This is a genomic window from Hymenobacter sp. HD11105 (genome assembly GCF_054051685.1).
In genome coordinates, this window is the sequence record NZ_JBSWBR010000001.1 from 1,484,698 (window position 1) to 1,504,114 (window position 19,417).

18 protein-coding genes and 1 tRNA gene are annotated in these 19,417 nt (G+C 51.8%); 11 read left to right on the forward strand and 8 right to left on the reverse strand.

The annotated features are described in order from the left end of the window. Positions 1-216: 216 nt before the first annotated feature. Positions 217-996, reverse strand: a complete 780-nt coding sequence (locus tag ACW9KT_RS06395; protein WP_457078538.1) for a hypothetical protein — start codon at positions 994-996, stop codon at positions 217-219. A gap of 347 nt (positions 997-1,343) precedes the next feature. Here ACW9KT_RS06395 and ACW9KT_RS06400 point away from each other — a divergent pair, with 347 nt between their 5' ends. Next, complete coding sequence (locus ACW9KT_RS06400; RefSeq protein ID WP_457078539.1) at positions 1,344-1,748, forward strand: thiol-disulfide oxidoreductase DCC family protein; 405 nt, start codon at positions 1,344-1,346, stop codon at positions 1,746-1,748. A gap of 4 nt (positions 1,749-1,752) precedes the next feature. Here ACW9KT_RS06400 and ACW9KT_RS06405 read toward each other — a convergent pair whose 3' ends face one another. Next, complete coding sequence (locus ACW9KT_RS06405) at positions 1,753-2,235, reverse strand: MarR family winged helix-turn-helix transcriptional regulator (protein WP_457078540.1); 483 nt, start codon at positions 2,233-2,235, stop codon at positions 1,753-1,755. Between the two features lie 343 nt (positions 2,236-2,578). On the opposite strand from ACW9KT_RS06405, the gene ACW9KT_RS06410 reads away from it, so the two are divergent. Together ACW9KT_RS06410 and ACW9KT_RS06415 are read left to right on the forward strand one after the other, a co-directional pair. Next, the gene (locus tag ACW9KT_RS06410) at positions 2,579-3,580 is read left to right on the forward strand and encodes a zinc-binding dehydrogenase (protein WP_457078541.1); all 1,002 of its coding nucleotides are present in this window, start codon (positions 2,579-2,581) and stop codon (positions 3,578-3,580) included. A 191-nt stretch (positions 3,581-3,771) separates the two neighbouring features. Then, on the forward strand, positions 3,772-4,020 hold the full coding sequence (locus ACW9KT_RS06415) for a hypothetical protein (RefSeq protein ID WP_457078542.1): 249 nt from the start codon (positions 3,772-3,774) through the stop codon (positions 4,018-4,020). 155 nt (positions 4,021-4,175) lie between these two features. Here ACW9KT_RS06415 and ACW9KT_RS06420 read toward each other — a convergent pair whose 3' ends face one another. Together ACW9KT_RS06420 and rfaD are read right to left on the reverse strand one after the other, a co-directional pair. Next, positions 4,176-5,558 carry an FAD/NAD(P)-binding protein gene (locus ACW9KT_RS06420; RefSeq protein ID WP_457078543.1) on the reverse strand — a complete coding sequence of 461 codons (1,383 nt, stop codon included), beginning with the start codon at positions 5,556-5,558 and terminating at the stop codon, positions 4,176-4,178. Positions 5,559-5,739: 181 nt separating this feature from the next. Continuing rightward, on the reverse strand, positions 5,740-6,705 hold the full coding sequence (gene rfaD, locus ACW9KT_RS06425) for an ADP-glyceromanno-heptose 6-epimerase (RefSeq protein ID WP_457078544.1): 966 nt from the start codon (positions 6,703-6,705) through the stop codon (positions 5,740-5,742). A 224-nt stretch (positions 6,706-6,929) separates the two neighbouring features. Between rfaD and ACW9KT_RS06430 the strand changes: the two genes are divergently transcribed. From ACW9KT_RS06430 to lpxB, 4 genes are all read left to right on the forward strand, one after another. Beyond that, the gene (locus tag ACW9KT_RS06430; protein WP_457078545.1) at positions 6,930-7,859 is read left to right on the forward strand and encodes an ABC transporter substrate-binding protein; all 930 of its coding nucleotides are present in this window, start codon (positions 6,930-6,932) and stop codon (positions 7,857-7,859) included. Further along, positions 7,856-8,863: a FecCD family ABC transporter permease gene (locus ACW9KT_RS06435; protein WP_457078546.1), complete on the forward strand. Its 1,008-nt coding sequence runs from the start codon at positions 7,856-7,858 to the stop codon at positions 8,861-8,863. Before ACW9KT_RS06430 ends, ACW9KT_RS06435 begins: the two co-directional genes overlap by 4 nt. Positions 8,864-8,994: 131 nt before the next feature. Continuing rightward, positions 8,995-9,411, forward strand: a complete 417-nt coding sequence (locus ACW9KT_RS06440) for a 6-pyruvoyl trahydropterin synthase family protein (RefSeq protein ID WP_457078547.1) — start codon at positions 8,995-8,997, stop codon at positions 9,409-9,411. Positions 9,412-9,465: 54 nt separating this feature from the next. Beyond that, positions 9,466-10,578 carry a lipid-A-disaccharide synthase gene (lpxB, locus tag ACW9KT_RS06445; RefSeq protein WP_457078548.1) on the forward strand — a complete coding sequence of 371 codons (1,113 nt, stop codon included), beginning with the start codon at positions 9,466-9,468 and terminating at the stop codon, positions 10,576-10,578. 104 nt (positions 10,579-10,682) lie between these two features. On the opposite strand, the gene clpX is transcribed toward lpxB, so the two are convergent. The 4 genes from clpX to ACW9KT_RS06465 form a co-directional block, all read right to left on the reverse strand. After that, positions 10,683-11,909, reverse strand: coding sequence for an ATP-dependent Clp protease ATP-binding subunit ClpX (gene clpX, locus ACW9KT_RS06450; RefSeq protein WP_457078549.1), 1,227 nt, complete (start codon positions 11,907-11,909; stop codon positions 10,683-10,685). A gap of 281 nt (positions 11,910-12,190) precedes the next feature. Then, the gene (locus tag ACW9KT_RS06455; RefSeq protein WP_457078550.1) at positions 12,191-12,889 is read right to left on the reverse strand and encodes a ClpP family protease; all 699 of its coding nucleotides are present in this window, start codon (positions 12,887-12,889) and stop codon (positions 12,191-12,193) included. A gap of 103 nt (positions 12,890-12,992) precedes the next feature. Next, positions 12,993-14,327 carry a trigger factor gene (gene tig, locus ACW9KT_RS06460; RefSeq protein ID WP_457078551.1) on the reverse strand — a complete coding sequence of 445 codons (1,335 nt, stop codon included), beginning with the start codon at positions 14,325-14,327 and terminating at the stop codon, positions 12,993-12,995. 110 nt (positions 14,328-14,437) lie between these two features. Then, positions 14,438-14,519, reverse strand: a tRNA-Leu gene (locus tag ACW9KT_RS06465). A gap of 229 nt (positions 14,520-14,748) precedes the next feature. Here ACW9KT_RS06465 and ACW9KT_RS06470 point away from each other — a divergent pair. The 4 genes from ACW9KT_RS06470 (at position 14,749) to ACW9KT_RS06485 (ending at position 19,283) form a co-directional block, all read left to right on the forward strand. After that, the gene (locus tag ACW9KT_RS06470; RefSeq protein WP_457078552.1) at positions 14,749-16,977 is read left to right on the forward strand and encodes a RelA/SpoT family protein; all 2,229 of its coding nucleotides are present in this window, start codon (positions 14,749-14,751) and stop codon (positions 16,975-16,977) included. Positions 16,978-17,197: 220 nt separating this feature from the next. Beyond that, complete coding sequence (locus ACW9KT_RS06475) at positions 17,198-17,668, forward strand: Fur family transcriptional regulator (RefSeq protein ID WP_457078553.1); 471 nt, start codon at positions 17,198-17,200, stop codon at positions 17,666-17,668. After that, positions 17,665-18,012: an STAS domain-containing protein gene (locus ACW9KT_RS06480; RefSeq protein ID WP_457078554.1), complete on the forward strand. Its 348-nt coding sequence runs from the start codon at positions 17,665-17,667 to the stop codon at positions 18,010-18,012. The genes ACW9KT_RS06475 and ACW9KT_RS06480 overlap by 4 nt, the downstream gene beginning before the upstream one ends. After that, positions 18,012-19,283: an adenylosuccinate synthase gene (locus ACW9KT_RS06485; RefSeq protein WP_457078555.1), complete on the forward strand. Its 1,272-nt coding sequence runs from the start codon at positions 18,012-18,014 to the stop codon at positions 19,281-19,283. The genes ACW9KT_RS06480 and ACW9KT_RS06485 overlap by 1 nt, the downstream gene beginning before the upstream one ends. The last annotated feature ends 134 nt before the right edge of the window (positions 19,284-19,417 follow it).

Below are 19,417 nucleotides of genomic sequence, written 5' to 3' on the forward strand. Positions count from 1 at the left end.
AGCAAAAAGTGAATAGAGTTGAGCACCTATACGCCATTCGTTAATACGAGAGCTAAAAAATGTGCAAAGAAGAAATACTTGTTTTTTGGAAAAAACCACAGGTATAAAATACGGACTAGTAAGATCAGTCCGTATTTTATACCTGTTTGGTCCCCAGTCAGTAAGACTAAAACAGCCTCCTAACTGCACTTTAAGAAAGGCTAACTTTTGTATGTATTAGGTAGTAGAGCCACCCGTTGTTCCACCCCCACTTGTGGTACCTGTTGTGCCACCACCAGTCGTCGTGCCTGTGGTACCAGTTGTTGTACCAGTTGTACCGGTAGTGCCTGTGGTTGTGCCGGTAGTACCTGTTGTGCCCGTGGTTGTGCCGGTCGTGCCTGTGGTCGTACCGGTAGTAGTACCCGTCGTGCCGGTCGTGGTACCAGTTGTACCCGTGGTACCAGTTGTTGTACCAGTTGTACCGGTAGTGCCTGTGGTTGTGCCGGTAGTACCTGTTGTGCCCGTGGTTGTGCCGGTCGTGCCTGTGGTCGTACCGGTAGTAGTACCCGTCGTGCCGGTCGTGGTACCAGTCGTACCAGTCGTTCCGGTAGTTGTACCCGTGGTACCAGTTGTTGTACCAGTTGTACCGGTAGTGCCTGTGGTACCAGTTGTTGTACCTGTGGTGGTACCTGTTGTGCCCGTGGTTGTGCCGGTCGTGCCTGTGGTCGTACCGGTTGTGGTGCCAGTCGTTCCAGTGGTTGTGCCAGTAGTACCCGTTGTGCCGGTAGTCCCGGTAGTAGTACCCGTAGTGCCCGTAGTCGTACCAGTAGTTCCGGTCGTTGTGCCAGTAGTACCTGTTGTGCCCGTGGTACCGGTCGTCGTACCTGTTGTTGTACCCGAGGTAGTAGTGCCAGTCGGTGGTGGCTCTGGGAACGTTTCGTCGTCATCGCAGGCCACAAGACCTATTGATAAGCTCATAAGACCAGCGGCCGCAGCCGACAACCATACCTTTTTCATAAGAAATAGAATGAAGGTTAAACAAATAGTTTTCGAGGGCTATACGTTTATCGTAAAGGGTAAAAGGAGATTTATTGAATGAATAAATACCCATTTTATTGCATAAATACGTAGAACATAAAAAGCTGTAACACGTTGATATATAATTAATTAAAGCATATAAATTGAGTAATATTTGGTATAATAGGTTATATATTTACGTTGAGTTATAACATGAGTAATTACAAATAATACCTCGTGTTTATTGCTGCGCTATAGTATTTGATTAACCGCTTTCTAAGCATTGCGTACTCATACTTCATTGCTTTAAGCTGCATTAAAGCTGTTCGAGAAGTCCACTTTTGCTTATGGCACCTCAGCCCGCTATTATCCTGTTTGATGGAGTTTGTAATCTATGTAATGGCTTTGTGCAGTTCATTATTCGGCACGATTCAGCGGGATATTTTCAATTTACTTCCTTGCAGTCGGAAGTAGGGCAGAGGCTATTGGCGCAGTACGGCACGACTGTAGCCACCACACCCGAAACCGTAGTACTTATCAAGCAAGGACGCTTGTATACCCACTCTACCGCCGTGCTGCACATTCTGCGCAGTTTGGGGGGCACCTGGCAACTGTTTTACGCTGGCCTGCTCTTACCGCGTGTGGTGCGCGATGCAGTGTACCGGTTTGTTGCCCGGCACCGCTACCGGTGGTTTGGGCAGCAAGATGCCTGCATGCTGCCTACTCCCGATCTGGCCCAGCGCTTTTTATAAGCCTTTAGTTTATCTCCTTAGAAGCGGGCAATTCTTCCCCAACGACGGGCGGCAGCAAGGTTTTGAGTTGCTGCAGCAAGGCGGTATCTGCGGGTAGGGACGCAAAGAATTTCGTTTCAAATTCTTCTACTGCCCAAGCTGCCTGCACCGCCAGGCGTACGCCAACCGAGGTAAGGCTGATGGATTTGGCGCGTGTGTCAGTAGCGTCTTCTATGCGTTGCAAATAGCCTTTGCTTTCAAGTGTGCGCAGTAGTTTACTGGTCATCATTTTGTCGGTGCGGGCATGAGCGGCTAAAGTCGTTTGAGTGACATTGCCTTGCTGCCCCAGCCAGTAAGCCGACGCTAGTACCACAAACTGCGCGTGCGTAAGTCCGAACTGATCCAGGGCTTTCTTGATCTCGCGCTGCCAATGGTTGCTTACCTGCCAAAGCATAAATCCAAGGCTATCATCGGGACTTTCGAAGGAGAAGAGAGATTGAGCAGCCATAGCTAGTACACAGAATAGAAAAAAGCCCCCCGGCAATAGAAAAGGTAGCCGAAGTGTCGGTTGAATCCTTACTTTCGAAGCCTCTTCCTTGGCTTGCAGCGCCGCCTTACATACGCGACTTGATCATGAGGAGGCATTGCTTCTTTACTTGAAGCACTAGAGCAGCACGATAGTAGGCTGTCTCGCTGCGGCAAAGCGCTCTAATAAAGCAACATACAAAAGCAATAATTGTAAGTCTGTAGATAATAATTAAGGTTATAGTAATCATGATTACTATAACCTTGTATGGTCTATTTACTTTGTCTGTCGTATTCCAAACCACTTTCTCACTTAATCCATTTTCATGCAGGCCCTACAATTAGACGGAGTCAATCAGCCGCTTACCATTCAAGAAGTACCCACGCCTACACCTGCCGCTGGGGAGGTGCTCATCGAGCTACACGCTGCAGCATTCAACCACCGCGATGTGTGGATTAAGAAGGGACAGTACGGTGGCTTGAAGTTTCCCTGCATCTTGGGCTCCGATGGAGCCGGCGTAGTGAGTGCCGTAGGGGAAGGCGTAGATAGCTCGGTGGTTGGAAACGCCGTTCTAATAAATCCCGGGCACAATTGGGGCGACAATCCTAAAGCTCAAGCAAAAGCTTTCAAGATTCTGGGCTTGCCCGACCAAGGCACCTTCGCTGAATACATAAGCGTACCCGAGCAGTATGTGCGTCCGCTGCCAGCCCACCTAAGCTTTGAGCAAGCTGCTGCCCTGCCGCTTGGCGGCCTTACCGCTTACCGCGCTGCCTTCACCCGTGCCGGTTTGCAGGCTGGCGAGCGGGTACTGATTTCTGGTATAGGGGGCGGCGTAGCGGTGCTGGCCTTGCAAATGGCCGTGGCCTGTGGCGCCGACGTGTGGGTTACTTCCAGCTCGGCCGACAAGCTGGCCCGGGCCCAGGAGCTCGGAGCCAAAGGAGGCGCCAACTACAACGACGAAAATTGGGTTACCGACCTCACAAAGCAAGCTGGGGGGCATTTTGACGTCATTATTGATAGCGCCGCTGGTCCCGGCTTCAACGCCCTGCTCGATGCCGCTACGCCTGGTGGCCGTATCGTGTTTTATGGGGGCACGCAGGGAGCTATTCCCCAAGTACCACCGGCGAAAGTGTTCTGGAAACAGCTCAGTATTCTGGGCTCAACTATGGGCACTGAGCAGGACTTTGCCGAAATGGTGCGCTTAGTTGAGGAAAAGCAAATAGTGCCCGTTGTGGACAAGGTGTTTCCAATAGTGGAAGGGGATGCCGCAATCCAGTACCTAGCCGACGGTGCGCAGTTCGGAAAAGTAGTACTCACTATCAAGTAGCTGCAACCCCTGATTTTGGGCAGGTTTATACCTTTCGTGAGTGTATAAATTAGGCCTAGAAGAGCAAGTTTTCAAGGGTGCTATTTCGGTAAAAATACAAGTTTTTTACAGCGAAAAAAGGAATGAAACATGACTGTCAGCTGTTGTCTTTTCGACTGCTTTTCTGACATACCTCATATACTTCGCTACCTATGAAATCACCTGCTGAATACCTCACTGGTCCGGTTTTTCAACTTACTTACCCTACTGGCGAAGTAGCTGAATCAGTGCCAGTCGTTACCTACGATGACGCCCTGCGCGCATTGGAGGAGGCTTTGGCCGACGCCGAAGAGTACAAATATTTGCTGCTGCGTGCCATTCGCCGCACTGCTACCGAAACAGAAGCTACAACCATCTCGCCTGAGACCGTAGTACTGCCTTTTTACGCTGCTGCGGCCTAGGCTTCTTATCTTACAATATGCAAAGAAAGGGCACCGATTACGGTGCCCTTTCTTGTTTCTTCAAACGGCAGATGAGCGGGCGAAGCAATCAGATGAGAATCTGAAATTCCGAGCAGAAAACAACGTCTGCGAAGGCTGCTCCAACAACGTTTGTCTTACATACCTCGCAAGAGGTGGTGCGCCATAGCTACCGCCTGCTCGCGCAGTTCAGGTACAGCCGTCGATTCGAAGTAAGCGGGTCGGCGGCTTGGGCCGAGCGTATAGAAAAGGGGCGAGGCCTTACCCGCCGCATCTAGCAAAGCGCCGCGCTCATCCGTTTGGATGCCCAGCCGCAGTGGGTCGGGGAGGAGATGACCCGCTCCACGTAGGCTGCGTACCAGCGGGTCTTGTATGCGAGTGTAATCGAGTAAAGGTCCCGTGCAGGCTATCACATGGCGGGCCGTCAGGTATTCTTGCTGGCCGCCGTACAGTATTTCTATCCGTATGTCTTCGCCCTGGGGGGCAATTTGGCGCACCCGACCATGCTTGGTACGAAGCTGCCCCGTGCTACGAAGCTGTTCTAGCACCGCTACATTCTGCGCTGGGCTTCGGTGGCGCAACACTGACCAGAGTGCGCCTACATGCCGTCCAAACCGCTCTTGCTCGTCCAAGGGCCAATTGGACCAAATATGCCCCAAATCGGGCCGTAAGGAATCAATTACATCGCGCCAATCGGTACCGCGCGCGGCCGCCGCATGCACATGTTGGCGCACGGTATGCAGCACGGTCTTTACTTCAGTCAGAGAGGCTAATTCGGTGGCATAAAAGCTAGGATACTGCGGGTGCTGGGCTGGCCCATGCACGGTAGGCCACCATCCGTGCCGCGAGACGGCCGTAATTGGGCCTTGGTGCCCATCGGCGTGCAAACCCATGAGCACATCCACGGATGTCAGGCCTGTGCCAATGAGCACAACAGAATCGTGGGGGGCAATTTTGGCAAGTGCACCAGGTGCCCACGGATTGGGGTGGTAATTGGGATGAAAGCTGCCTTCTGCGACAAAGCTGGCCGGCCCTGATGGGGGAAAGTTACCCAGCGCCAGCACTACTTGCTGACTTCGGACAATTTGACCATCAGCTAGTTCTACTTCTGCTGCTTTGCCATCGGCCGCAAGTCGCGCATCTACTGCTGCCTGCTGATGCCAATGGACCCGCATCCCGTTGGGCGCTTCTCCCAGAATTGTTTGCACACAGTCATTTATATACTGCCCATACACTTGACGCGGGCAAAAATCCGCTTCGTCGGCCGACAGCCCGTGCGCCCGTAGCCACTCTACAAAATGCAGGGGCTGATCGGGGAAGGCACTGATGCGACCAGCCCGCACGTTCAGCAAATACTCCGCTCGGGGCGCTGAGTACGCTAAGCCCGGTCCCGGCACCGCCCGAGGATCTACTAAGTGTACATCACAAGGGTAAGAGCCACTTGCGCGGGCTAACTGCACGGCCAGCATTGACCCTGAAAATCCGGCGCCTATAATCGTAATGGTGCGTCGTGGGGGCATACTGGGGCTACGGGGAGGCAGCAGTAAGATGAATTATTGCGAAAATTGAAGTCGAAAGTCAGCCATTAAAACGCACAGCCCGACCAAGAGTTTACCAAGGCCGGGCTGCGTGTAAAATCTGAGTTTTAACAATAGCTAAGACTGAGTAAAACGGCTTACCTACTGAAGGTGCTGGACAAGCTTACAAATACGTGCCGCTCACCAAATAATTTTGCACGTAATCTTTGATACCATCTTCTAAACGAGTGAAAGGCTGCTCGTAGCCAATGCTGCGCAGCTTCTGCATTTCGGCCTGCGTAAAGTATTGGTAGGTGTCGCGGATATCTTCCGGGGTGTCTTTGAAATGAATATCTGCGGTTTGACCGAGGGCTGCGAAGGTATTGAGAGCCAAGTCGAGAAAAGTGCGCGCCTCGCCGCTACCCAGGTTATAAATACCGGAGTTTTTGCGGTGGTGCATCAGGAAGTAGCATACCTCACATACGTCCTTCACATACACGAAGTCGCGCTTTTGCTCGCCGTCGGCATATTCAGGGTTGTGGGAGCGAAACAGCTGCATGGAGCCCGTACGCCGAATCTGGTCGAAGGCGTGAAAAATGACGGAAGCCATGCGGCCCTTGTGGTACTCATTTGGCCCGTACACGTTGAAAAACTTCAAGCCAGCCCAAAAAAACGGCTTTACCTCCTGCGCCACCGCCCAGTTGTCAAAGTCGTTTTTCGACTCACCATACGGGTTGAGAGGGCGCAACAACGGCAATAATGCATCATCGTCAGTGTAACCCAGCGTGCCCGAGCCATAGGTAGCCGCCGATGAGGCGTACACTAGCGGCAGTTGATATTGGCAGCAGGCCTGCCACATCTTCTTGGAGTACTCTAGGTTGAGCAAATCCAAAACTTCGCGGCTTTTCTCGGTAGTATCGGTGCGGGCGCCGAGGTGAAAGATGAACTCCACTTGCTCGTGGTTGGTGTCGAGCCACTCGAAGAACTCGTTGCGGTCCACGTACTCACGCAGGCGTTTGCCCTTCAGGTTGGCAAGCTTGCGCTCCACAGTGAAATTATCGACCACCACGATATCATTGAAGTTGGCGGCATTCAGGCGGGTGACAAGGCAGCTAGCAATAAAGCCAGCCGCCCCAGTGACAACGATCATAGAGCTGAGTTTTGCCCCAAAAGTAGGCAAAAGCCGCGGAGTGGGCTTCGACTTATGCTATCGTATTAAAACGTCAGGCAGAGCAAAGCGAAGCATCTCGCGGGCGGTCGTCTGATTACTAATCAAGCGAGATGCTTCGGCTCCGCCTCTGCCTGACGTTCTATCAATTTGGATGATGTACTCTCCAATAGCCAGGAGGCAAGCTAAATCACCATCTTTGCACCATGCTTCGTTTTCTGCGCCAATCCCTGACTTTTCTCTCGCTCAGCACCTTAGTTGCAGCATGTAACTCCGATCAAAAACCTCCCCAGACGGCTACTTTCGCGGAAAATGCCCCCCAGCAGCTTCGCGACGACCTTGGGCGCTCCGTAACTGTACCGGCTCATCCGCGGCGCGTTATGGCCTTGGCCCCATCCATGACCGAAATGCTATATGCCGTGGCTGATACCGCCACCATTATAGGCCGTACCCAGGTGTGTGACTACCCGAAAGCCGTGTTGAACAAGCCCGTCGTTAGTAGCTACCCGCTGGATATGGAAGGTCTGGTAGCCTTGCAGCCCGACGTTGTTTTTACCGTGGAGGGCATCACCTCGCTTGATGATGCTACCCGCCTGCAACAGCTCGGCGTGCAAGTGTATTACCAGCGCTACACCACCGTGCCCGACGTACTGCGCGGCCTGCGCGACCTAGGCCGCATCCTGCACCGCGAGCCCCTGGCCCGCCGCGTCACCGATTCTTTAGCCGCTGAGCTGAAGCAGTTGGAGCAGCAAACGCCTATCAATCCGCGGCCGAAAGTGCTGGCTATTACTTGGCAGGACCCCATCTATGTGTATGGGCAGAATACGCTGTTCACGGACAAAATTCGGCGCGCTGGGGGGCAAAATGCCGTCGTCGAGAAGTTTCCCCAGCCTTATCCGGCCCTCACCCGCGAGTACATTCTGCAGCTCAACCCCGATGTGTTGCTGGGAGGCAATTTTGGCAAGCTCGATAGTACGTTTTTCAAAAATTACCCCGAACTGCGGCGCATTCAAGCCTACCAGACGCGGCAGGTATACGGCATCAACGGCAACCTGATGGAGCGCCCCGGCCCACGGGTAGTGGAGTCGGTGCGGGAACTGCAACGGCTGCTGCGCCAAAGCCCGGCGCAACTATGAGCCGGCGCGTTGGTCCCTGGCTGCTGGCTAGCATTGTGCTCACCTTCGTGCTGCTGACTTTGGGCCTGCGCGTAGGCAGTTTCGAGACAGATTACGCTATTATCTGGCGCGCCCTTACTCACTACGACCCCACTGATCCGGTGCAGTTGGTGCTGGTGCAGCTGCGGCTGCCACGGCTGCTGCTTGCCCTGCTGGCCGGCGCCGGACTTGCTTTTAGTGGTTACCTGATGCAGGCCATGGTCAATAACGCCCTAGCCGATCCTTACTTGCTTGGTACCGCCTCGGGAGCATCACTGGGGGCCATTTTGTGCTTTGCTTTTCTGGATACGCTGGTGCTGGGGGGCTTTTATCTGCCGCCGCTGGCGGCGCTGGCGGGGGCGTTGCTTGTTACCATAGTAGTGGTGGGATTGGGCACCCAACAAGGCCAGCTGCGGCCGGCCCAATTGCTGCTGGCGGGCGTGGCCGTGGGCGCCCTCACCGCGGCCGTTGGCAGTCTGGTCACGTTTCTGGCGGCTACGGAAGCCAAGCTGAGCACCGTTATTTTCTGGGCTATGGGCAGCTTTGAGCGGGCCGGCTGGAACCTGCTGCCTTACCCGGCTGTGGCTGTGGGTGGAGCACTACTGCTGTTTACTTTTCTGCAAAAAGATCTGAATGTATTGCTGCTAGGGGAGGAGCGAGCCCAGGCCCTAGGCCTGAATGTGACTCGCCTGCGCTGGATTCTCATCGTTACCGCCTCTGGGCTTACGGGCTGTGTGGTAGCGCTTTGTGGCCCCATTGGCTTCGTAGGGCTGATGATTCCGCACCTCACACGCTGGCTGCTGGGCGTCACGGGACGGGCCAATTTGCTGTTTTGCGCTTTGCTAGGGGGTAATTTTCTGCTCGCCTGCGACCTGTTGGCCCGCTTACTCTACCCGCCGGCCGGCTTGCCAGTGGGGTTAGTCACGGCCCTTTTTGGCGTACCGTTCTTCGTATATTTGCTGCGGAAAAAGCGCGTAGCGCTTTAATGAGCTGTCGAGTTGATGTACTACCGTGCTGATTGGTTGAAAAGCTAATGTGCCGCGTTCCTTAGCTACTTCATCCCCTACTGCCTCAGCCCGTTACCGCATCCGCACATCCCTTACTAGCACCGCAACAAATGATTTACGTCAGCCGCCAGGAGCATTTCAATGCCGCGCACAAGCTGCACAACCCCAACTGGTCCGACGAGCGCAACCGCGAAGTATTTGGCCCATGCGCCAACACCAATTGGCACGGCCACAATTACGACCTCATTGTGACTGTCAGAGGTCAGCCCGATCCTGAAACTGGCTTCGTCATCGACCTCAAACAGCTCAGCAACCTCATTCGCCAGCATATCACCGACCAGGTAGACCACAAAAACCTCAACCTCGACGTGCCCTTTATGCAAGGCAAAATGGCCAGTACCGAGAACTTGGTAGTCGCCTTCTGGGAAATTCTGACGCGCGAGCTAAACTCTATTTCTTCCGCCCAGTTGCACTGCATCAAGCTCTACGAAACGCCCCGAAATTTCGTGGAGTACTACGGCGAATAGAAGCAGTTTTGGCGCGGCCTTACCAGAGCATTCAACCATTCAATTCCTCACCCATTGAAATATTACCTGATTGCCGGCGAGCGTTCCGGAGATTTTCACGCTGCTAACCTGATGCGCGCCCTGCGCACAGAAGATGAGGCGGCCGAATTTCGGTGCTGGGGTGGCGACATGATGGAAGCAGCGGGAGGCAAATTGGTGCATCACTACAAGGAAATGGCCATTATGGGTTTCCTCGAAGCAGCCACCAGCATCCTTAAGTTTCGCGGTTTCCTGAAAGAATGTCAGCGTGATTTGCTCGCTTATAAGCCCGATGTGCTCATTCTAGTTGATTACGCAGGTTTTAATCTGCGCATCGCTAAGTTTGCCAAGCAGCATGGTATCAAGGTGTTTTACTACATCTCGCCCAAAATCTGGGCCTGGAACCAAGGCCGCGTGCATACCGTGAAGGCCGTGGTTGATAAGATGTTTGTCATTCTGCCCTTCGAGCAGGAATTCTACCAGCGTTTTGGCTACGATGTCGACTACATCGGCAACCCCACCGTCGATGCTGTAGCCGAGCACGAAACCGCCACCGACTTCCGCGAGCGAAACCAGATTCCGGTCAACAAGCCCATAATTGCTGTGCTGCCCGGCTCACGTAAGCAGGAAATCGAGAGTATGCTCTACGTCATGCTCTCCGTGCTGCCACCTTTCCTGAACTACCAGTTCGTCATTGCCGCCGTCTCCAACCTCGACCGCAGCTACTACGAGAATTTCCAGCGCGGCAAGAACATCACCATCGTCACCGACCAAACCTATGACCTGCTCCGCCATGCCGACGGCGCCATGGTGACTTCCGGCACCGCCACCCTCGAAACTGCCCTCTTCGACGTGCCCCAGGTTGTCTGCTACAGCACCAGTATCATTTCTTACACCATCGCGAAGGCCTTGATCAAAGTGCCTTACATTTCCTTAGTAAACCTAGTAGCTGGCAAAGAAGTAGTGAAAGAGCTTATTCAAGGTGAATTCAACTCCCGCAATCTGGTGCAGGAGCTGAAAAACATCCTAGAGAACCCCGAGTACATCGCCCGCCAAAAAGCCGATTACGCCGAACTGCGGGAAAAACTTGGCCGTAGCAACGCTGCGCAGAAAGCCGCTAAGCTGATGGTGGGGTATTTACAGCAATAATTTAAGTATCGTACGCTAGTCCTACGTCGGAGCAAATAGCCAAAAAGGAAAAGGCCCGAAGTGAATTCACTTCGGGCCTTTTCTATACATGACGTTCTAAGTTACTAGGCTGCTCGCAGCTGTTTCAATGGCGACTTCTCAAACTTGCTCTGCGCGTAATCTAGGTCAATAACAAGCTCCTGAACGTCCGTCTCCGAAGGCATATCGAACATAGCATCCGTCATGATGCTTTCGCAGATAGAGCGCAAGCCCCTAGCTCCTAAACGGTATTCATCAGCCTTCACGACAATATATTCCATCGCGGACTCAGAAAAAGTCAGCTTGATGTTCTCCATCTCGAATAATCGCTGATACTGCTTCACGATAGAGTTCTTAGGCTCCGTTAGAATCTTGCGCAGTGTAGCGTGGTCAAGTGGATTGAGGTGAGTCAGCACAGGCAGGCGACCAATTAGCTCGGGAATAAGCCCAAACTGCTTCAAATCCACGGCCGTCACATAGCGCAGGAAATTCTGTGTGTCGATCTTTTCCTCCAGCATTGTTTTGGAGAAGCCCATAGGCTTAGTATTCAGACGGCTTTTGATGATACGGTCGATACCCACAAATGCCCCCCCGCAGATGAAGAGGATATTTTCGGTGTTCACCGTAATCATCTTTTGCTCCGGGTGCTTGCGGCCACCGTGGGGCGGTACGTTTACCGTAGTGCCTTCCAGCAGCTTCAGCATGGCCTGCTGCACACCCTCGCCACTCACGTCGCGCGTGATGCTAGGGTTATCGCTCTTACGGGCAATTTTGTCAATCTCGTCGATGTAAACGATGCCACGCTCGGCCGCTTCTACGTTGTAGTCAGCCGACTGCAGCAGGCGGGTTAAGATGCTTTCTACATCTTCGCCCACATATCCAGCTTCAGTCAGCACGGTAGCATCAGCAATACAGAACGGTACTTGCAGAATGTTAGCCAGCATGCGTGCCAGGAAGGTCTTACCTGTTCCGGTTTCACCCACCATGATGATGTTCGACTTCTCAATCACCACATCATCTTTGGTGCTAGGCTTCTGCATGAGGCGCTTATAGTGGTTATAAACCGCCACCGACATCACCTTCTTCGCCTCATCCTGGCCTACTACATACTGGTCCAGGTACTCCTTCATCTCGCGCGGCTTCACGAGGTTAAACTTCGGCGTCTTGCTGTTTGAGCGAATCTTGTTCTCTTCGTTCAAAATTTGCTGGGCCTGACCTACGCATCGCTCACAAATGTGCGCATTGATGCCGGAGATCATCACCGAGACGTCTTTTTTGCTCTTGCCGCAGAAGGAGCACGTAATATCTGCCATTGCCTGGATTCTCAGAATAGGATAGTAAACTCCACTCGCGTCGGAGTGGCATCAAAGGTACAAAAAGGCTAACGCCCTCTGTATTAAAAAAAGTTGCCCTACTGTGGGGCTTCTACTTAAAAGAAAAAAGCCCACTCCCAGTTTTAAGGCTGGAAATAGGCTTTTCTATAAAATCATGAGTGCAAGCTTGCCAAAGTATTGTAGTTGATTAACTACTATTTAGTAGAACTCAACAAGCAACCTAAGTCGTAAGCTCAACCCTATGATAGGTGCAGTGAAGCTTAGGTTACTTTACGCTCTAGTACTTCATCAATCAGGCCATATTCTTTAGCCTCGTCAGCACGCATCCAGTAGTCACGGTCAGAGTTGTCGTGAATTTCCTGGTAAGTCTTGCCTGTATGCTGCGCCAGAATGTCGTAAAGCTCTTTTTTCAACTTCAGAATCTCACGAGCGGTGATTTCGATGTCCGACGATTGACCCTGCGCACCACCGGAAGGCTGGTGAATCATCACGCGAGCGTGGGGCAGAGCTGAACGCTTGTCCTTGGCACCACCGGCCAGCAATACCGCGCCCATCGAAGCTGCCAAACCTGTGCAGATAGTAGCTACATCGGGGCCCACATATTGCATGGTATCATAGATACCCAAGCCAGCATACACCGAGCCACCGGGCGAGTTGATGTAAAGCAGAATGTCCTTCTTGGCATCAGCCGATTCCAGGAACAGCAATTGGGCAGTGATGATGTTAGCAATATAATCGTCTACTGCGGTGCCCAGGAACACAATGCGGTCCATGATCAGGCGGGAGAACACGTCAATTTCAGCGAAGCGCGTCGGGCGTTCCTCAATCACCGAGCGGGTCATGCCCGTTACGGAGTGGCGCATCTGGCCTTCCACGTGTTGTAAGTACTGGTCGACACCCAAGCCGCTTAGGCCTTGACCTTTAACAGCAAACTTGCGGAATTCTTGTTTATTCAGCATGGCAAATAATAGTGGGAGAAGAAGTGTAAAAGCGAAGCCGCCGGGCAACAAAAAAGCCCTAACGGCAAGTAAGGGCTTTTTTGTGGGTTAAATAACCGGGAGACTAGCGTTGGCTAGCCGCCTGATTCCGGAAGTCCTCGGCCGAAATCGGCTTCTCATTAACAACAACTTTGCCGCGCAGGTTTTCAAGTACTTTCTCTGCCAGAATGGCCTCATACTCGTCAACGTAGTTTTTGCCGTTCTCCTGCTTGAGGTAATTGTCAGCAAAGCTGCGGATAGAATCTTGCAACTCGGGTGTCATTTCCATATTGAATTGACCCAAGATTTTCTGCATGGTGCGCTCCACGATTTCGTCGTTCGACACCTTTAGGCCTTGCTCCTCAACTACTTTGTTGCGGATCATCGACCACTTCAGCTCACGCTCGTAGTCGTCGTAGTGCTCTTCAACCTGCTCTTCACTGAGCTTACCTTTGTTAGCGCGCACCAGCCACTTCTTGAAGAATTCCTTTGGTACCTCAATGGTAGTGTTGCTTACCATCTGATCTACGATCTGACGGTTTAGCAAGCCATCGGCCTCACGGTCATAGTTCTCCTGTACCGTGGTGCGCACTTTCTCGTCAAACTCCTCGCGGGAAGTGATTATGTCCTTGCCGAATACTTTATCGAACAACTCTTGGTCCAGCTCGGGCTTAGTAGTGCGGTTAATTTTCTCAACGTTCAGCACGTACTCACCGCTCACATCGGCAGCCTCGTCCTTCGACAAGCCTGAGAAGTTAGCAATGGCCGAAGCATCACCGTCGAAAGCATCCTTCAGGTCGAAAGTCACTGAGTCGTTAGGTTTAACACCAATGAACTTCTCAACGCCGTTCTTTACCTTATTAATAGGTAGCAATACCACGCGTCCTTCGCCTTCGTCGTCGGCCTTCTTCAGCTTACCGTAGAGGTAGTCGTCAGCCTCAGAAGCTTCTGGGTTGGTGCTTTCGCCATATTGGCGAGAAATCTGGTCGTAGGTCTCCTGTAGCGTGCTCTCGTCAACGCTTATCTGGTGACGGTCAACATTCAGGGTCTGGTCAGCAGGCAACTCGAAATCAGGCAGCAAGCCTAATTCAAACTTGAAATCGAAGTCTTTCTGGGTATCAAAGTCAATGTCGCTGGCCACGGGCAGGGGCTCGCCCAGAATGCGCACGTTGTTTTCTTTGATGTAGCCATCAACCGCTTTGCCGAGCATGCCGTTGATTTCTTCTACCAGAATGCTCTTGCCGTACATCTTACGCACCAGCCCAACGGGTACTTTACCCGGCCGGAACCCTTTGATTTGAGCTTTCTTGCTGTAGTCCTTGAGCTTGTTCTCAACCGTGGCGGCATAATCGGCCTCAGTCAGGTGTACTGTCAGGATGGCACTAAGCTGGTCGTCGTTTTTATCGAGGGTAATATCCAAAACGGGTCGTCGGTTAAAGGGTAACGGAAATGAAACGAGCCGGCAGCCGGCGAAAAAGAAACCCCCAACGTTTTTGGGTTGAGGGTTTGGGTACTCTTTAAAAAATTAAGTGCGGATGGAGGGACTCGAACCCACACGCCTTGCGGCACCAGATCCTAAGTCTGGCACGTCTACCAATTTCGCCACATCCGCCGCAAGACCTACTGTCTCGGGGCCGCAAAGCTACGCAAGGAGTCTGGAAATCCAAACCAACTCCGCAATGAGTAATAAATGATTATCAAGAAGCCGCTAATTTGCCCCCCAGCGGCCATTTTTGCCCCCTAATTATTGTCGCGCACCTTTTTCCAGGCCAGCATTGTTATAAAATACTCGCCGCTATTGGTTGGCTGAGTTCGTACTTTCGCAGATAACCACGGGGCTTATGCTCCGCCCGCGTACCATGGCAACCCTGATTGACCCCGAAGTAGAGCGCAACGAGATTCTGCGGCATTATCGCCGCTTACTCCGTACGGCCAAGCCTTATCTGCACGGCAACGACGCCAAGCTCATTAAAAAGGCTTTCAACACCTCATTGGAAGCTCATAAGAATATGCGCCGTAAGTCCGGCGAGCCATATATTCTGCACCCGCTGGCCGTAGCCCAGATTGCCGTAGAAGAAATAGGCTTAGGTACTACCAGTATTGTGTCGGCGCTGCTGCACGATGTGGTAGAGGATACACCCATGGAGATTTCGGACGTTGAGCGGGAATTCGGGCCCAAAGTAGCCCGCATTATCGATGGCCTGACCAAGATTTCCGGCGTCTTCGACTATGGTACAAGCGAGCAGGCCGAAAACTTTCGCAAAATGCTGCTCACGCTCTCCGAAGATGTGCGCGTCATTCTGATCAAGCTGGCCGATCGTCTGCATAACATGCGCACGCTGGAGTCGATGCCCCGGCACAAACAGCTCAAAATTGCGTCGGAGACTATTTATCTATACGCTCCGCTCGCGCACCGCCTTGGTTTGTATGCCATCAAAACGGAGCTGGAGGACCTATATCTAAAGTATACCGATACCGAGGTCTATAATGACTTGGTGACGAAAGTGCGCCAAAGCCGTAGCGCCCGCAACCGTTTTATCAAGGAGTTTGTCACACCGATTGATGAAGAACTGAAGACGCAAGGCTTCGATTTCGAGATAAAAGGGCGCCCAAAATCAATCTATTCCATCCTGCGCAAGATGCGCAAGCAGAACGTGACCTTCGATGAGGTGTATGATCTGTTTGCAATACGAGTTATCCTTGATGTGCCCCAGGAGCAGGAAAAAGCCGCCTGTTGGCAGGTGTACTCCATCGTTACCGACTTCTATCAACCCAACCCCGACCGACTACGCGACTGGGTAAGCACGCCCAAAGCCAACGGTTACGAGAGCCTGCATACCACCGTTATGTCGCGCACGGGCCAGTGGGTAGAGGTGCAGATCCGCTCCAAACGTATGGACGATATTGCCGAAAAAGGCTACGCCGCGCATTGGAAGTACAAGGACACCGGCGTCGCGCAGCCTGAGTCAACCCTGGAAGCGTGGATTGCTAAGGTGCGCGAAATGCTCGAAACCAATAACTCCAGCGCTTTGGAGTTCATGGACGAGTTTCGTCAGAATCTATTCGTAAAGGAAGTTTATGCCTTTACACCTAAGGGTAAGCTAGTCATCCTACCAGACAAGGCTACAGCGCTTGATTTTGCCTTTGATATTCACTCGCAAATAGGTTTGCAATGTTTGGGGGCCAAAGTCAACCAGAAGTTGCAGCCCTTGAGCTACGAGCTTCGGAACGGCGACCAAGTAGAAATTCTGACCTCTCAGAAACAGCGCCCCACTGAGGAATGGCTGCAGTATGTGATTACCTCTAAAGCGCGCTCTAAAATAAAGGAGTACCTGCGCGACGATAAGCGTACGAAAGCGGAGGATGGCCGCTACCTAGTTGAAAAGAGGTTAGAACTGTTGGGCATTGAATACACCCAGGACAACTTAAATCGACTGCTGGCGCATTTCAATGTTCATAACCCACAGGACTTCTTCTATCGTCTCGCCATCGGCCAACTCGACGGCCGCGAAATCAAGGTTGAGCTATTCGACCCTGCTATTGAACCGCTTCGACAGGCCTCGCGCTTAGAACCTAAAGCTTTTGATCAGGAAGTGCAGAAGATACGCGGGGTAAATGCCAACATGCTTGTTATTGGCGAGCACACGGATAAGTTTGATTATCATATTGCCCCTTGCTGCAATCCGATTCCGGGCGATGATGTGTTTGGCTTTGAAACCGAAACCGATGGTATTATCATTCATCGCACTTCCTGCCCGCAAGCTGTCAAACTCATGTCGAACTACGGCAGCCGCATCGTGCGAGCTAAGTGGACCGATCAGTTGGAGTTGGCTTTCCTAGCCGGTATCCGCATCAAAGGCTCTGATAGGGTGGGGCTAGTGAACGATGTTACCCGCATCATTTCCAATAGCCTCAAGGTTAATATGCGTTCTATCACCATCGATTCAATCGACGGAATGTTTGAAGGGCAGATTATGGTTTTTGTCAATGACACTGATCATCTACACAAAATGATTCAACGCTTGAGCAAAGTGAGTGGAGTGCTGTTAGTGGAGCGCTTTGCTGCCTAGGGTTTCTGGAAGTTCTAGGAGGTCCTAGAGAGTATATAAATGCGGTGGTGGAGTGACCTGGGGGCATCTTGGTAAATCTGATAGCAACTCTGAAAGAAATTACCCTCAATTGGTAAAACCAAGTTGCTAGCTCGTCTTCACACGTGAGTGAACCAATCTTGCAACCGCCAACTCACTTTACCCACCTACCTTTGTTACTCCTTATATATAAGGTTACAAAATGCTTGATAAAGATAAATTCGAGGAAGTAAAGAAAATCTTCACTGCCTACTTAGAAAATAAAGGGCTTCGCAAGACCTCCGAGCGGTATGCTATTCTTGAGGAGATTTATTCTCGTACCGGTCACTTCGATGTAGAAGAACTTTATGCCGGTATGAAAACGCAAGGCTTACAGGTGAGCCGGGCTACAGTGTATAATACGCTTGATCTGCTGGTAGAACATGGGTTGGTAAGTAAGCACCAATTTGGGCGCAACCTGGCCCAGTACGAGAAGTCTTACGGCTACCGCCAACACGACCACGTTATCTGTACGGAGTGTCATAAAGTGGTCGAATTCTGCGATCCGCGCATCCATGGTATTCAAACGATGGTCGGCGAGCTTTTGAATTTCCATATCTTGCACCACTCTTTGAACCTATATGGCGTGTGCGGCGACTGCCGTGCCAAGGCCGCCCGCTTACTTTCTGAATGAAGACTGAATCCGCTGTCCAAGACGGCATCCTCTACGTGCGCCTCACCGGCGACCTCATCGGTAGCCCCGATTCTCAACCCCTTCTGCAAACCATAAATACTCACTTGGGTGAAGCCGTGGTTTACTGTGCCCTCGATTTGACCAACGTGCGGTTTATCAATAGCACCGGTATCGGCGTGCTAGTTTCCATCCTGACTAAGTTTCGCAACCAAGGGGGTGAGTTAGTACTCATTAATCCTTCGGACCTCGTGCGTAAGCTATTGGCTATAACCAAGCTTGACGCCATTTTTATTATTGCAGCCAATGACGAATCGGCTGCTGAACAATTGAAAGCCACAACCTAATGCCAGTTGACGTACTTGTTGGATTACAGTGGGGAGATGAAGGAAAGGGGAAGATTGTCGATGTTCTTGCCCCCACTTACGATGTAGTGGCCCGGTTTCAAGGTGGCCCAAATGCTGGTCATACGCTCACCTTTGATGGTCGTAAGCATGTGCTACACCAGGTGCCTTCCGGTATTTTTCACCCGCACATCATCAACGTAGTCGGAAATGGTGTTGTCCTAGACCCTGTAGTATTTCGCAGTGAGCTACAAAAGTTAACCGACCGTGGTGTTGAATGGGGCTCTAATCTCTACATCTCCAAAAAGGCCCAGCTTATTCTTCCTTCTCACCGGGCTCTCGACCGCATCTCGGAAGAGATGCGCGGGGGGGGCAAAATTGGCTCAACCCTAAAAGGCATCGGGCCTACGTATCAGGATAAGATCGGGCGTACAGGTCTGCGAGTAGGTGATATATTACTGCCCAGCTTTCAAGAGCGCTATGCGGAGGCTGTAGCCCGACACGCCCAGTTTGCTTCATTCCACGGTAAAGACTTAGAGATTGAAGCGCTAGAAGCGGATTTCTTTTCTGCTATCGATTTCTTACGTACGCTTCAACTCACGGATACTGAGTACTTACTCAATGATCTATTGCGTCAAGGAAAGCGTATTCTCGCTGAGGGAGCGCAAGGCTCCTTGCTAGATATTGACTTCGGCACCTATCCATTTGTCACTTCATCTAGCACCGTCGTTGCGGGTGCTTGCACTGGCTTAGGAATTGCCCCCCGTCACATCGATCGGGTATATGGTATCAGCAAAGCTTATTGTACTCGTGTTGGCAGTGGCCCATTCCCAACGGAGTTGCACGATGAAGTAGGAGAAAAGATCCGCCAAGCTGGGCGTGAGTTTGGCTCTACCACCGGTAGGCCCCGGCGTTGCGGTTGGATTGACCTGCCCTCTTTGCGCTACAGCATCATGCTTAATGGCGTCACAGAGCTTCATCTTATGAAGGCAGATGTGCTCGACGACTTTGCCGAAATACAGGTGTGCACGCACTACCGTACACCCGATGGACAAGACACTGACCTGCTTCCTGACCACGAGGCACTGCAATCGTTGACCCCAGTATATACTGCACTACCAGGTTGGCAAACAGATTTGCAAAATATTTCGGAAGTAGAAAATCTGCCTGTTGAGCTGCAATCTTATCTGCAATTCCTTGAGCGCCACTTAGAAGTACCCATTCGTATTGTAAGCGTTGGCCCCGATCGAGTAAGTACTATTCATTTGAACTAGATAAAAAGATAAGGCGAGTCTTGACTTCTTCAAAACTCGCCTTATCTTTGTCATCCTGTTTGAGCAATCGGCCAACAGGCAGTCATCTTTCAAAAGTTTTTTTCGCTTTTGACTTGACAAATTAGAAAGGGTAT

Bases quoted from the DNA above. Each gene is read 5' to 3' on its own strand.
- ACW9KT_RS06395 (WP_457078538.1), bottom strand. From the start codon at position 996: ATGAAAAAGGTATGGTTGTCGGCTGCGGCCGCTGGTCTTATGAGCTTA.
- ACW9KT_RS06400 (WP_457078539.1), top strand. From the start codon at position 1,344: ATGGCACCTCAGCCCGCTATTATCCTGTTTGATGGAGTTTGTAATCTA.
- ACW9KT_RS06405 (WP_457078540.1), bottom strand. From the start codon at position 2,235: ATGGCTGCTCAATCTCTCTTCTCCTTCGAAAGTCCCGATGATAGCCTT.
- ACW9KT_RS06410 (WP_457078541.1), top strand. From the start codon at position 2,579: ATGCAGGCCCTACAATTAGACGGAGTCAATCAGCCGCTTACCATTCAA.
- ACW9KT_RS06415 (WP_457078542.1), top strand. From the start codon at position 3,772: ATGAAATCACCTGCTGAATACCTCACTGGTCCGGTTTTTCAACTTACT.
- ACW9KT_RS06420 (WP_457078543.1), bottom strand. From the start codon at position 5,558: ATGCCCCCACGACGCACCATTACGATTATAGGCGCCGGATTTTCAGGG.
- rfaD (WP_457078544.1), bottom strand. From the start codon at position 6,705: ATGATCGTTGTCACTGGGGCGGCTGGCTTTATTGCTAGCTGCCTTGTC.
- ACW9KT_RS06430 (WP_457078545.1), top strand. From the start codon at position 6,930: ATGCTTCGTTTTCTGCGCCAATCCCTGACTTTTCTCTCGCTCAGCACC.
- ACW9KT_RS06435 (WP_457078546.1), top strand. From the start codon at position 7,856: ATGAGCCGGCGCGTTGGTCCCTGGCTGCTGGCTAGCATTGTGCTCACC.
- ACW9KT_RS06440 (WP_457078547.1), top strand. From the start codon at position 8,995: ATGATTTACGTCAGCCGCCAGGAGCATTTCAATGCCGCGCACAAGCTG.
- clpX (WP_457078549.1), bottom strand. From the start codon at position 11,909: ATGGCAGATATTACGTGCTCCTTCTGCGGCAAGAGCAAAAAAGACGTC.
- ACW9KT_RS06455 (WP_457078550.1), bottom strand. From the start codon at position 12,889: ATGCTGAATAAACAAGAATTCCGCAAGTTTGCTGTTAAAGGTCAAGGC.
- ACW9KT_RS06470 (WP_457078552.1), top strand. From the start codon at position 14,749: ATGCTCCGCCCGCGTACCATGGCAACCCTGATTGACCCCGAAGTAGAG.
- ACW9KT_RS06475 (WP_457078553.1), top strand. From the start codon at position 17,198: ATGCTTGATAAAGATAAATTCGAGGAAGTAAAGAAAATCTTCACTGCC.
- ACW9KT_RS06480 (WP_457078554.1), top strand. From the start codon at position 17,665: ATGAAGACTGAATCCGCTGTCCAAGACGGCATCCTCTACGTGCGCCTC.
- ACW9KT_RS06485 (WP_457078555.1), top strand. From the start codon at position 18,012: ATGCCAGTTGACGTACTTGTTGGATTACAGTGGGGAGATGAAGGAAAG.